The sequence below is a fragment of the Lachnoanaerobaculum umeaense genome, assembly GCF_003589745.1.
In the GTDB taxonomy this organism is placed as follows: domain Bacteria; phylum Bacillota; class Clostridia; order Lachnospirales; family Lachnospiraceae; genus Lachnoanaerobaculum; species Lachnoanaerobaculum umeaense.
In genome coordinates this window covers 424,652-438,502 of sequence record NZ_CP032364.1, presented here as the reverse complement: position 1 = coordinate 438,502, position 13,851 = coordinate 424,652, and the positions used below count along the sequence as shown (strand labels likewise).

Here is a 13,851-nt window from a genome sequence, read left to right as displayed (position 1 = left end):
AAAATGGGATTTACTATATTCGCATTAATTTTTGGTCTTTTGGTTTTACTATGCTTTATGTTAACAATCTATATGTTTTTAAGGCTGGTAATTGCAGTAACTACCGGAAAGGAAGTCCCAAAATGGATGTACAAAATCGGACAGGGCTTTCAAGGTAGAATACATATAGACTATGATGATATTACCGAATCTGCTGCACTAAAAGCTGCATTATTATTTTTCTTAGTGTATGTTTTGGCAAATATCTCCTGCATAGGCATTATGTTTTATATGACAAATAATTTTACCTTATCACTTTATAGATGTTTAAAATTTCAGCTTGGACTTGCAGTAATAAGCTTGATAATTTATCATCTCCTTCAGCTTATCTTAGGACTTATAAGCAATCATAAAAATAAAATATTTCGACTCTACTCAGCTTCAAATGCTGTTATAGCCGGACTGTTTATTTCACTTTTTACTCTTACTCTCTTTGTATCTATGATAGGTTTTCCCGAAAAGCCGGTCGTAGTACAAATAGATAAAAGCAATATAATTGTCGGCGAAACAAAGGCATCCACTCTTTTGTCTGACGGCTTTTACTTCTCGGAAAAGTCTGCAGACAGCGAAATAGTAAACAATCGTAATGACCACTTTTATTATGGTGAACTTTTGGAAATATTTCGTGATGATAAATCCTACGGTTTTGTAAGTGTTACTCCTACATTAAAAGATAGCGATAAACTAAAAAACTGTACAATAACTTATTACAGGATTCCGGCAAACAGTGAAGCTTTATCAGAAGTTAAATTTAATAATACCGACCTGTCTAAACTGAGTATAGATGACTTTAGAGAAAGAGATTTGACGGATATTTTTTCACTACATCCGATTGAATATGAAGAAGTAAGGAATGATATTTCATTTACACTTAAAATTCAGCCTTCCGACTATGTTATATGGAAAAGATACAGTGTGGAAGCTAATTTTGATTCACTTTATAAACCTGATAAATATGGTGTGAGAGCACAGCATACAATATGGGAATAGACATAAAAACTGTAGTAGAAGCTATCCTTCCGCTACAGTTTTTATTTACAATTCTTCTTTACCATTGTATGTGATTACAGGCTTTCCGTCTTTATCCAGTAAAGCTGTCAGACCTCCTGCATATCCGTTTGCCTTAAACAAATAGTTTACACCTGTCTCCGTATCAACCCAGACTTCAAGTACTTCTAATACTCCCTGTCTATAAACTTTCTTGAAACGATCCATAAAGTATCCTCCAATGTTTTCTTTGATTATATCATATATTAAACTACAGTTTTTAAAGTTTTGTTTAATAATAAATGATTCTATTACTTTCATTTTTGGATGCCGGGATCTTAAATTCCTCAAGGCAAAGTATACTGTCTGCGGTTTCATTTAAAAATTCATTGTCGTGGGAAACAATAAATATAATATTATCTTTAGTACTCATCTCCTTTATCAGCTTTGAAATTCTTATCATATTTTTATAATCCATACCGCTTGTGGGCTCATCAAAAAATATAAATCTTGAGTTTTTGCATAGAACTGAAGCAATGGCCACTCTTTGTTTTTGTCCACCTGAAAGGCTCATAGGATGTCTGTCCTTTAATTCTGTAAGTTCAAGACCAAATAGAACCTTATCTAATCTATCCTGTGACAAATCCTTAACCCCAAGTTTTATTTCTTCCTCTACAGAATCTGTGAAAAGCTGATGATTTACATCCTGCATAACCAAAGATGAATTTTTCAGTCTGTCTTTTTTGTTTAGAATTTTCCCGTCAAATGTTATCTCACTCTTTCCCTTATCATCAAGGCCTGTCATTACTCTTATAAATGTGGATTTACCGCAGCCGTTTTTTCCGATAATACCGTAAATATTTCCAAGACCAAACGAAATATCTTCTATCTTTAACCCCGAACCGTCTTTAAAGTTGTACTCGAGTTTTTTAATATTTAAATCATTTCCAACCGACTTATTTTGAGCTTTCAATACTGTTTTTATCGCAGAGCGAAGTCCAAGTTGCTTTTCAGAGTTTAACAGTTCATCTTTTGTAAGCTCCTTAAAAAGCTCTCCCTTTCTGACAAGAATAATTCGATCTGCCAAATCCGTCAAATAATAGATTCTATGCTCTGCAATGATAAGTGTAATTCCCTTATTCTTTAGTATCTGTAGCATTTCCTTTAATATATCAATATATTTATCATCCAGATTTGATGAAGGTTCATCAAGTACTATTATCTTACAACCTGAAATATAGCAGGCCGCCACACAAAGTATCTGTTTTTCGCCACCTGAAAGATCAAATATACTACGCCCGAGCAAGTGCTTTATGGGAAAGAGCTTTAGCATATATTCCATACGGTTTTCCATTTCCTGTTTACTAAGCCCTATATTTTCAAGATAAAATAACAGTTCAAGTGTTGTATCCACATTGAAAAAATGTGTCTTTGGGTTTTGGAAAACGCTGGATATCATCAGAGATATTTCATAAAGCTCCATTCCCTTTAAATCTTTATTGTTAACCTTTACGCTGCCGCTAAATTTGGCATTTTCATATTCAAAAGCCAGACCGTTTATAGAATTTATAATAGAAGATTTTCCGCTTCCGCTCTCTCCCGTAAGAAGTACACATTCACCGTCCGCTACGATTAAGTTGATATCATCAAGTACTTTTTTATCCTGTTCGTAAAACAGTGACAGATTCTCTAATGTAAGCATATAAGACCTCCTACCACTATAATTGTCATTGTTAAAGCATAAATAAAATCGATCAAATGAATTTTTACTTTTATGTACCTTGTTTTCTTTACAGGATTGGCAATGCATTTTGTTTCCGCAGCCTTTGCAATATCATCTGCAATATTTGATGAAATAATAAGCAGGGGTACAGCAATATATTCAAGATATTTAACAGGATTTTTTGTTTCTACTCCCCTTATTCTCATTGCCATCATAATGTTATTTTTCTCCTCGGCAAATGAAGGGAAGAACCTGAACATTACGGCTATAGGTACAGAAACTTCCTTTGGTATTTTTAAAGCATCCATTGATGAGATAATACTTCCGACATCAGAAGTCTTAATCATAAATTCACCTGCTGCAAATGGAAGATAAAACATACGACATAGGGCAAATAATGAAAGCATCATCAGTATAAATATGGGAAGCTTTGCCAAAGCACTAAAACTCGGTACAAAGAACAATACGCCAAATACCAGTATATTTTTTATTGCCTCTCTTCTAAATCCATTAATAAGGTACATAATAGATATCACTAATACAGCAGCTATTTCCAAATATTGATTTATAGAATGTACTACAGTAAACCCAAGTAACACTACAACAAAAAACTTGGTTATAGGATTTGGATTTAGTCTTTTGTCATTGATGTAATACATCAAATTATACCTGCCTTTATAAAATGTTTTTTAAGTAATATTCTTCCTATATTCGCTCCTATAAGTCCGCCTAATATAGCACCCAGATAGACCAATGCCATATTGGGATATGTGACAAGCTTTATCAAAGCATTCACATAATCCTCACCCATAACCATTGCTATTTCAATATATTTTTCTCTAGCCCATAACATTTGCATAAGTGAACCGCAGATCCAGGTATTAAATATTGCAAATGAAAGCATATTGTATTTAAATGAATTGTAGTTACCTACTCTTCTTATTAACTCGGCTATAAGCATCACCACGAATGAATGTATAATAAGTAAATAGGTATTTCCTTCTACCATCATAAAAACAGATGTAAGCATTCCAAGTATCAGCACCGCCCAAGGTTTTTGTACCTTTGCCATAAACAACATAATAACAGTTCCGCTTACAATACCGAGTAGTGCAGGATATACCAGATATAAAACAGGTAAAAATCCTATCATTCCCAAAGCAAATATAATCACCACATATATAACTGCAAATACACCGATAGTGACAAGATCCTTTATTTTCAGCTTTTGCTCTTTCATATTTCCCTCCTAATAATACATCAAACTATACCTGCTTTTATAAAATGTTTTTTTAGTAATATTCTTCCGATATTTGCTCCTATAAGTCCTCCGATTATAGCACCAAGATAAACCAAAGCCATATGCTGATAAGTAATAAGTTTTATCAAAATATCTACATACTCCTTGCCCATCATCATAGATAACTCAATGTATTTCTCCCTTGCCCATAACATTTGCATAAGTGAACCGCAAATCCAAGTATTAAATATTGCGAATGAAAGCATATTGTATTTAAATGAATTATAATGACCGATTCTTCTTATCAACTCGGCTATAATCATTACTGCAAATGCATGAAGTACAATTACATAGGTATGGCCTCCCACAAGCATAATAAGAGGTGACAGCATTCCGAAAATAAACAATGCCCAAGGTTTTTGTACTTTAGCCATAAATAACATAACAACAGTTCCGCTTACAATTCCCAGTATTGTAGGATATATCAGGAACAAAATCGGAATAACTCCAATCATTCCAACGGCAAAAGTAACTACAAAATATATAACAGCAAATACACCTATAGTCACCAGATCCTTTATTTTCAGCTTTTGCTCTTTCATATCTTCCCCCTAATAATTAAATGCTTCCGCTAATTTTGTCTTTTCGATCAAGTTTTTATATACCTTTGAATCTTTTATAAGCTCATCATGATTTCCTGATGTCTCAACAACTCCCTCATCTATTACCACAATCTTATTAACATTTTCTATTGATTTTAATCTGTGAGAAATAATAATAACCGTTTTGTCCTTGATAAGCTTATTTAAACTGTCCTGTATCTTCTTTTCATTGTCCACATCAAGGCTTGCCGATATCTCATCCAATATCAAAACAGGTGCATCCTTTAGAAATGCTCTTGCAATAGAAATTCTCTGTCTTTCTCCACCTGATAATTCAGCACCATTTTCTCCAATCAGAGTATTAAATCCATCCGGCAATTTTTCGATAAAGTCCATACAGTTTGCAAGCCTAGCCGCTTCCTTTACTTCCTCATCTGTTGCACTCTCCCTGCCTAAACGAATATTTTCCATAATGCTTGTATTAAACAAGGTCACATCCTGAAATACTATTGAGACATTCTTAAACAATGATTCTGTAGATATATTTTTGATATCCTTTCCGTCTATTAAGATACTTCCGGTATCATAGTCATACAGCCTTGATATAAGTCTTAGTACGGAAGTTTTACCGGAACCCGATATACCTACCAAAGCTGTAACCTCACCCTGCTTTGCCGTAAAACTCACATCTTTTAATACCTTTGCATCTTTATTATAAGCAAATGAAACGTTTTTAAATTCTATATCGTAGCTTGAAAGGTCTGTATCTTTACCCTCTTGAAGCGCTGCATTTTTTATCTCCTTTATTCTTACAATTGCAGGTTCAATATATGACATTTCGGTCATTCCTTCCCTTGAAACATCAAAAAGTTCTTTAACCTTTATTGCTCCTATCAGGTATCCTATCAGATATAAGAGGCTGATCTCATTGTGAATAAGTAACTGTATTCCGACAGCCAATACTACTGCAAGGCTTATATATGAGAGAGATGAAGATATACCTACCGCCAGCATTGGAACTATCTCTACATTAAGATGTATCCTCTCGCTCTCCTCCATTTTTTTATACAGGTTTTTCTTCACCTTGTCGGCTTGATTAAAGCTGCTTATCTCTTGTTGTAACTCTATTGTTTCTTGAAAAAGCTCTGAATTATCTCTTAACACATTAAAGTACCTGCTGTACTCTGAAACTTCCTTCTGTTTTGCCAAAGGATTGATCATAAAGCTTAAAAGAGTGGGAATAATTGCTGCAAGTCCAAGCTTCCAGTTTCCAATAAGCATAATAAGTCCCATCAGAGGGAAGAATAACCACATAGCCACAACCTTGGGTATGGAATGGCTCATAGAATGCTCTACCCTTTCCACATCAGACATTATCGTTTGTGAAAGGTCGGAAAGATCGTGCTTTGAAAAATAAGCCAGCGGAAGCTGTGCCAGATTCTCTGCTATTCCCTTTCTCAAATTTGCCGATTCTTTATAGGTGGAATTATAAAGGCTTACATATTCTTCTGATAATAAAATATACATAAAAACAAGAGTAAGTATTGCCATAACAATATACTGCAAGGTGCTTGATACATTTCCCAAGACCAACTGATTAATAAGTCCCATTAAAATAAACATCGGACCAAGGTTGATACAATATGTCAAAAAACAATATATCGTTGCTTTTGTAAGATTTTTTGCACCCTGTTCTGAGAGAGCATATCTTTTCTTATAGTAGTTTTTCATTTGACACCCTCCAATCATTTGCAGTTTCGTAAAGACCGAGGAGTCTACTGTATAACCCTCCGGTTTTTACTAATGAATCATTATCTCCTCGCTCTATTACATTTCCCTTTTCCAAAACTATTATTTCATCTACATTTCTGATACTTGTCATCCTATGGGCAATCATTATAACAGTCTTATCCTGCATTAAATTTTTAAATGCTTTTTGTAATTCATATTCATTATCTGCATCAATTGCCGCACTCGCTTCATCCATAATTACAATAGGTGAATTTTTCAAAATAGCCCTTGCAATAGCGATTCTTTGCTTTTCACCTCCTGAAAGATACACCCCCTTTGAACCTATAATTGTATTTTCCCTGTCTTTAAACTTTTCAATAATTTCATCACAACCTGCAAGACTGAGAGCCTTCATTACTTTATCTCTACCTGCATTTTCATCAGCCAATGCTACATTATCATATATAGATTTTTTAAACAGTTTGCTGTCTTGGAATACAAACGAGATATTCTTTATGATTGCCTCCTTTGTATATTCCGAAAGAGGATATCCACCTATTTTTATTGCCCCCTTATCAACCTTATAAAATCCTGACAAAAGCTTTGCAATAGTTGACTTTCCTGAACCTGAATGCCCTACTAAGGCATAAGTTTTTTTCTCTTCTAATGAAAATGATAAGTTTTCCAGAACCTTTTTATCCCCATATGAAAAGCTCACATTTTCAAATTCAATATTGAAATTGTCAAAATGCTCTCTATTTCCATATGTGAGTTTGTCCTCCTGCATCTTTTCATATAATTCTTCCAAACTGTCAATGGCAAAATTTGCATTATAGATATTCATGCTTGCCCACATTATTTTCATAAAAGAGACCATTATTACACCGCTTAAGAAAAAGATCATAATAAGCTCTACAGCCATAAATTTAGGATCTTTTATACCGGTCAAAAAGAAGCTGAGCGGAATGCTGATAATGGCAATCAATCCTAAAAATATCAGCTGATATATGACATAGGGTGTTTTACAAGACAGAGAATAATCATAAGCGTATTTTGAATACTCCATAATAGAATCATGCAATGCCTTAAAGGATTTAAGTTTTGAACCGAATATCTTTATTACCTGTATGCCTCTGATATACTCCACAGTTTCAGAACTCAGTTTGTCAAGTGAAGTCTGATAAAGCTTCATAAAATCTTTATTGCCCATCATTCCCATCAATATGAGTCCGCTTACAACAGATAAAACTATAATAACGATTCCCACTCTAAGACTTATGGCAAATGCCAGTATAAAGGCAAAAATCGGTACCAAAAATGCCTGTGAATTATCCGGCAACATATGAGCTACCGCCATATGTGTCTTTGCAGCATTATCATCTATAGTTTTTCTTATATATCCTGAGGAATGCAGATCGAAAAATCGAAAGCTTGCATCTGTAAGTCCTTCAATTCCTCTTTTTCGTAGATTTGTTTCAAGTCTAAATGCCAGCTTATGTGAAACAATGCCGGATACCAAATACATTACTGCACTTATAGTTAAACAGATAACTATCCTTGTAGAATAATATCCTGCATTTTCATAATTTCCCTTTACTACCGCTTCTTTTAGAAGTAAAAACATGTAATAATATCCATAAACCACCAGGAATGCCGAAATACTTGATACTATGATTGTCATATATCCGATATATTTTTCATTCGGCACATATCTGAATAATTTCTTATAAACTCCCATCCATTTTCTCCTTTACTTGTTCAAATAAGTAAGTAAATATTGCTTCCAAATGCTGTCTGTTCTTTTTGAAATTTTCTCTTGCATCCAGTACATCCGAAGCCAGTATCAGAGCATTCATAAAATCGGTAACAAACTGAAAAATTTGAGGATCAAACAACCATCCTGAGTCATTACTCCATATCGCTTTAAATCTTTCCTTTGTCTGTTCTTGAAGCTCTTCCATAATATTATTCAGTTCGGGATTTCTTTTTTTCTCTATCAAAAACTCAACATAAAGAGGCGTTAAAGGATTGTTGTCTATGACTTTATCAACCAACTGTTTTGCCATAAACTTACTCTCACCACCCTTTTCACATTCAACCAAATGCTCCTTAATGATATTGTTTCTGTAATCAATCCCGCTTATCATAATGTCTTTAAAGATTTCTTTTACGTTCCCATAGTAGTGATACACTCCTCCTTTTGATAAAGTTGTTCCCGCGATGATGTCTTCCATAGTTGCCTTTCCTAAGCCCTTTGCGGCAATTACTTTTGTGGCTGAATCCATAATTTCTTTTTTTCTTTCAGCCTCACTAAGCCTCTTCGCAGCAGCCATATAGTACCTCCTCTTTTACCGACGTTATCGTCGGTAAAGTTATTATACCATAGTTAGGTTTTGCTAACAAGAGGTTATTTGTATATTTATTTTATTTAAAAAAGCATAAATCCTCGCTTTAGAGCAAGTGTAAAATATTATTCCGCTAAAAATATAATATACTTATATATCAAAATGAATAAAAAAATCAGCCCGGAGCTATCCCGGACTAACTTTCAATAAATAATCTTATATTAAACTACATCATTCAATACTTACCATGCTATGATTTGTCTTATAAAACGCCGCTCTTGATAACTTACTCTTTTCTAAATACCCGTTTTTTTCAAGATTAGCCAAAACTTTCTTTCTAAAATATGTTGAATCACTGATTCCCAAGTATTCCACTATCTCAGAAACCTTATGTGCTCTATGATAACAAAATGACAGTACCTTTTTATCAAGCTCCGTCCCTTGCGGAACAGGCTGAAAGCTAATATTCGGTACATCATTATTTTCAATACCTCTATCATATGTTAAATCCGGCAATACTAATGTAAAGTGATCGGACTTTGAATAAATATACGGCTTATGTGCTTCATCCGCCGACTTATACTCCTCTACTATCTTATCAAAGCCTGTACCTGCCGCCTCCATTACATTACATAAAACTAAAACTCCTGATATTACTTCATTTCTTCTCTTTGAAATAATTTTAGATAAATCATACGTTTTTCCAAATTTATCACCTCTGTAAAAACCTCCGGGTGATGATATTTCCAATCTGTCCTTAAACATATCGACTTGAATTTGTGTTCCGTCCAGATAATAATCTCTATGAGCAATTGCATTTATTACACCTTCAAATAGGGCTCTTGCCGGATATGAATCAATATCTACCCTACCTTCATCCAGCTTTATAATACTATGATTCATTCTTTGATTTACAAAGTCAATAATATAACTTATACTCGCTATTACATTCCCTTTAAAGCGATTAATGGTAACGACTCTGTCGCTTCCCCTATTTGATCCGGAAAATACGGAGCACTGTACATCGGTTTTGTTACCCTTATAATCATCTTGAAATAAAACTGCACCGTTAGACAAATAATCTTCTTCATTAAAAAATCCTAATGACTGTAATGCCTTATCTTTCAAAGTCTTACCATTATTATATTTCTTATAGAACTCTCTAAGCATTGAAAAATTTTCAGGATTATATTTAATGTCAGATATTAAGATATCATATTGTGTATTTTTACTTCTTACACTCATATCTATGATTTCTTCATAAGTTGCTCCATTCGTAAATCCGTCACGCCTCATAAAAATAGCCGGAATATTTTTATATTTTAGAATTACGGGCTTTATATTAGATTCCTCTATACTAACCTTTATTATAAATCGTTCATTTCCACGCATCTCATAACTCAAAAACGAAATTTTCATTTGTGGTCTTGGTGTCAAATGCTCATTTACCTGATTATTAAAATAATTTCTTTCATTATCAGCTGCTTTCCTGTCAAAACCTATCAGTTTATTCGTCTTATCCTCAACTCCGATATAGAAATCCCCACCTGATGCATTTGCAAATCCGGCAATGCTTTTAAGCCAACCAACAACATCTTCTCTGTTTAAAACTTCTTTACACTCAAGCTTATCACTTTCCGGCTTTATATCACCTGTTATCTCCTCCAAAAACATATTCCACACTCCTTGTTTGAACTACTTCAATGTTACTTCAATATTACTTCAAAGTCAACTTCAATATTACTTCAAACAAACTTCTATAAGCCATAAATGATAAAGTCCTAGTATACCACAAATAAAAATGTCCCACTTATGGTAGAATACTATTTTGTATATTCTAACACTAGGAGGAACTGACTTATCAGAAAGGTTATTTTATCAATGGATGAAAAAAGCATGAAGGCATAAGCATCTCTTCTTCCTCTATAATGAGTATTTTGGAGTCAGAGTACATTCTATCTCCAAAGGCTACAAAAGCTAAGCGTAGACGCATTAAGTAAACTCTAAAAGCCAAGAAGGAAGCTGCAACATCAAAAAAGGAATTATCACAGATACAAGCTAACTTAGTAGCACCGGCTCATGAGCATAAATCTAAGGACTTGGACGCTGACTACAAACAGCCAAAGCCTAGAAAGCCTTATATACCGCCTATGAACCATCCTTGGAGATTGGATGCCTTTAATAAATTCGCACACTCACAGCCACACAGAATTGAAGAAGACATAAAAAGTGCATAATAAAAGCCCCTTTGTGGGGGCTTATAAATTAATTATTTTGGGACATAATCATTTATGCTTGACATCATCTTCCAGCTTAATTGTGGCTGAAATACAAATTATTTTCAATTGCCTCTATCAGTCTGAAGATTTCTGTTTGATTTTTGGGTATAATTCAACATATTTAATTTCTCTTTTACCATCTAATTTATAACTACTAATCTCAAATGTATCATACCCGATCTTATAAAATTGTTTATCATCAAAATCATAATGTATCTCTACAATATCACCATTTTCGTCACATAAGTTTGCTTTAACCCTAAGGTAATATTCATCATCCCATTTTCCTGTGCAAATAATTGATCCATGTATATATATATTCTATCTTCTACATCATCTCTATATGCGGCACATCTATCAACTTCTAAATCTACTTTTTTAAATAAACTATCCTTTATAACAACATCTACTCTATTCATATTTATTACTCCTTATTTTTATTAAATTTAAATATCTACTCTAATTATTTATAGACTTCTTCCATGTCAGTTCTACAATCTTTTCATATAATTACATCAATCCAATACCATATTATTATCCATATTACGCACCAAATACCACAGAACCGTTTGTCCTCTCCATACATTCTCATCTCTATGAAGATGCCCTATATACCAATGTAAATATGTTGTTCTTTCTCTTAAATACTCTAAAAAATTATTTAATGGCTTTTCATTAGTATTTCCCAAATTAAAAATAGACATTGTATCTTCAGGTGCGGTGTGCGTAATTATATAATCCACACTCCAATTTGCTGCTTCAAGATTCTCTATTGCCTCATTTTTTTCTATTTCGTTTGGCATCTCCTGCTTCCACCAGCTTTTCCCTTCAGTTCTCATTGCCTTATCAATACTATAGCCACCACCAAATACAAATATCTTTCTACCCTCTATCTCATATACTTGGCCTCTCATTAAATGTATTATCTTGGGCAGCCCTGAATTGTCGCTTTTAATTATATGTACTTTACCACCATTCCATATTGAAATATCATATGAGTTTAATATTTCAAAATTTTCATGGTTCCCATCACAAAAGCATATAGTATATGGTATTTCATTGGCAAGAAATTCTAGAAACTCTCTCTCTTTACAGGTATTATTAAATATGTATCCAAAATCTCCACAAATAAACAAATAGTCACCTTTTTTTAGATGCTTGTTCGCCTGTTCTTTAGGATTGAGGAATCTGTTTTTTTCACCATGTGTATCACCAGTTACAGCTAAAATAGCATCTCTCACTTACACCCCCTCAAACAAATATATAATTTTTCTGTCAGTTCACCAGTATAATACTATTCATCTTTTCTTTTTATTAACCGGAAGCTAATCCAATTCGGATTTTGAAAAGTATAAGAAATATGTTCTATTAGACATTCTAATACGATTATTGAAGAGTATTCTCTCATTTTCACAATCACACTCTTTCCCACTGATAAATCTTAAACCATAAGCTTATTGAATAAAAACACATTATTATAGTAGAAACTCATCTTAAATAAGAAATTTTAGAAGTTTTATAAAGAATATATAAAGGCTACACTTATTATATCATGTATTAATCAGAAAGTATATAAGTCTATAAGTTTTTTTTAACAATCTTTATTCTTGAAGTTTGAAATTAATTTCTTTTTTCGCAAAGAAAACTTCAAGTAATTTCCTACAGGAAATTATTTTCCATATATTCTATTGTAATATAAATTGTAGTGAAATATAATGTATGAAATAAAACAAGAGGGGTTTTAATTTATGAGTATGACTAATATTAATCATTCAGATTTAACATCTGATACCAAAAAGCAACCAGGGGCAACCGGTATTGAAGATTCTGCCTCGACTGTTGTTGCAAATCTTAACAAGCTATTGGAAATTCAAAACATCAGTGCAAAGGAGCTATCTGAGCAAACTAATTATAGTGAATCTGCTATTTCCAAGTATCGTACCGGAAAGCAATTTCCACCATTGGATTTTCTCTATAAGCTAAAGATTTTATTTAGAATTTCACTTGATGATTTTATTTTCAAGGAGATAAATCGAGTTGATATTCATGCACAGATACCTTTAAGTGCTGCCGAAAAAGACGAAAAAAGATCTTATGACAAATTCTGTGGTACATATCTGGTTTACTATCTTAATACAAGTTCCTATAAAGGGAGGGACAAGAATACTCCTGAAGAATCTTTGCTTTACGGTATTCTTACTATTTCAGAGGATAAAACCAATATTTATGAACACACCTATAATAGTATAGCCGTTCTTGGAATCAAATGCCGTGATATGGCAACTCAGCTAAAAAAAACAATTGATTCTATGAAAAGTTACTATGATATAGATAAGTACATTTCTAATGATGAAAGTTTAGTAAAAAAGGCATATTTTGGAGATTTTGAGTTTTCTGCTGAACATGCCTTCTTAACTCTTACACATGACAGAAAGGATAAAGCACTTATTATTCTGCATCGTGTCAACAGTAACAAGAAAGAATACATAGGCGGTATGGGTACAATCAACTCTGTTTCAAAAGGTCGCGAACCTACACCCACTGCTCAATATATAGCTCTTTCAAGATATCCTATAAGTCTGTCTGCAGAAGAAATCCACCATCAACTTCTTCTAAGTCATCCTACATATAAGGCTGATGCAAATGCAAAAGAACTTATTTCTTTATTCAAAAAAACATATCAAACTCCGGACAGCTATGAAGAAACCATTAAATACTCTGAGATTCTTACAGACCTTCAAAAAGAGATCATTATCAAGGTAAATCTTGAGCGTTATGTAAAAACCAGTCTTACAAATAACATGTTTCGTTATGCAAAAATCAGTGAGCGAGATGATGGAGCTTGGTATGATCTTCTAAAAGATGTATCTATCAAAAGCCAAGATAATGTTGATATATCTTAGCT

At 33.2% G+C, this 13,851-nt stretch carries 14 protein-coding genes; 3 read left to right on the top strand and 11 right to left on the bottom strand.

Annotated features, from left to right (window positions below):
• The first annotated feature begins 3 nt into the window (after positions 1-3).
• Positions 4-1,029: a hypothetical protein gene (locus tag D4A81_RS01845; RefSeq protein WP_111523950.1), complete on the top strand. Its 1,026-nt coding sequence runs from the start codon at positions 4-6 to the stop codon at positions 1,027-1,029.
• A 45-nt stretch (positions 1,030-1,074) separates the two neighbouring features.
• Here the strand turns inward: D4A81_RS01845 and D4A81_RS01840 are convergent, their stop codons facing one another.
• From D4A81_RS01840 to D4A81_RS01800, 9 genes are all read right to left on the bottom strand, one after another.
• Positions 1,075-1,254: a DUF6440 family protein gene (locus D4A81_RS01840; protein WP_111523978.1), complete on the bottom strand. Its 180-nt coding sequence runs from the start codon at positions 1,252-1,254 to the stop codon at positions 1,075-1,077.
• 64 nt (positions 1,255-1,318) lie between these two features.
• A complete protein-coding gene (locus D4A81_RS01835) occupies positions 1,319-2,728 on the bottom strand; it encodes an ABC transporter ATP-binding protein (protein WP_111523949.1) in 1,410 nt (469 codons plus the stop codon).
• Entirely contained in the window at positions 2,716-3,408 is a 693-nt protein-coding gene (locus D4A81_RS01830; RefSeq protein WP_111523948.1) for an energy-coupling factor transporter transmembrane component T family protein, read from the bottom strand. The genes D4A81_RS01835 and D4A81_RS01830 overlap by 13 nt, the downstream gene beginning before the upstream one ends.
• The gene (locus D4A81_RS01825) at positions 3,408-3,989 is read right to left on the bottom strand and encodes an MptD family putative ECF transporter S component (RefSeq protein WP_111523947.1); all 582 of its coding nucleotides are present in this window, start codon (positions 3,987-3,989) and stop codon (positions 3,408-3,410) included. The genes D4A81_RS01830 and D4A81_RS01825 overlap by 1 nt, the downstream gene beginning before the upstream one ends.
• A gap of 20 nt (positions 3,990-4,009) precedes the next feature.
• Positions 4,010-4,591, bottom strand: a complete 582-nt coding sequence (locus D4A81_RS01820) for an MptD family putative ECF transporter S component (RefSeq protein ID WP_111523946.1) — start codon at positions 4,589-4,591, stop codon at positions 4,010-4,012.
• Positions 4,592-4,600: 9 nt separating this feature from the next.
• Positions 4,601-6,322, bottom strand: a complete 1,722-nt coding sequence (locus D4A81_RS01815; RefSeq protein WP_009663908.1) for an ABC transporter ATP-binding protein — start codon at positions 6,320-6,322, stop codon at positions 4,601-4,603.
• Entirely contained in the window at positions 6,306-8,060 is a 1,755-nt protein-coding gene (locus D4A81_RS01810) for an ABC transporter ATP-binding protein (RefSeq protein ID WP_111523945.1), read from the bottom strand. The genes D4A81_RS01815 and D4A81_RS01810 overlap by 17 nt, the downstream gene beginning before the upstream one ends.
• Positions 8,047-8,655: a TetR/AcrR family transcriptional regulator gene (locus D4A81_RS01805; protein ID WP_111523944.1), complete on the bottom strand. Its 609-nt coding sequence runs from the start codon at positions 8,653-8,655 to the stop codon at positions 8,047-8,049. The genes D4A81_RS01810 and D4A81_RS01805 overlap by 14 nt, the downstream gene beginning before the upstream one ends.
• A 243-nt stretch (positions 8,656-8,898) precedes the next feature.
• Positions 8,899-10,341 (bottom strand): ATP-binding protein, encoded by a 1,443-nt coding sequence (locus tag D4A81_RS01800; protein ID WP_111523943.1) that lies wholly within the window; start codon positions 10,339-10,341, stop codon positions 8,899-8,901.
• A 425-nt stretch (positions 10,342-10,766) separates the two neighbouring features.
• On the opposite strand from D4A81_RS01800, the gene D4A81_RS01795 reads away from it, so the two are divergent.
• Entirely contained in the window at positions 10,767-10,904 is a 138-nt protein-coding gene (locus D4A81_RS01795) for a hypothetical protein (protein ID WP_243111791.1), read from the top strand.
• Positions 10,905-11,164: 260 nt separating this feature from the next.
• Here the strand turns inward: D4A81_RS01795 and D4A81_RS01790 are convergent, their stop codons facing one another.
• On the bottom strand, positions 11,165-11,365 hold the full coding sequence (locus tag D4A81_RS01790; RefSeq protein ID WP_111523942.1) for a hypothetical protein: 201 nt from the start codon (positions 11,363-11,365) through the stop codon (positions 11,165-11,167).
• A gap of 96 nt (positions 11,366-11,461) precedes the next feature.
• Positions 11,462-12,187: a metallophosphoesterase family protein gene (locus D4A81_RS01785; protein WP_111523941.1), complete on the bottom strand. Its 726-nt coding sequence runs from the start codon at positions 12,185-12,187 to the stop codon at positions 11,462-11,464.
• 507 nt (positions 12,188-12,694) lie between these two features.
• On the opposite strand from D4A81_RS01785, the gene D4A81_RS01780 reads away from it, so the two are divergent.
• Positions 12,695-13,849: a helix-turn-helix domain-containing protein gene (locus D4A81_RS01780; RefSeq protein WP_111523940.1), complete on the top strand. Its 1,155-nt coding sequence runs from the start codon at positions 12,695-12,697 to the stop codon at positions 13,847-13,849.
• The last annotated feature ends 2 nt before the right edge of the window (positions 13,850-13,851 follow it).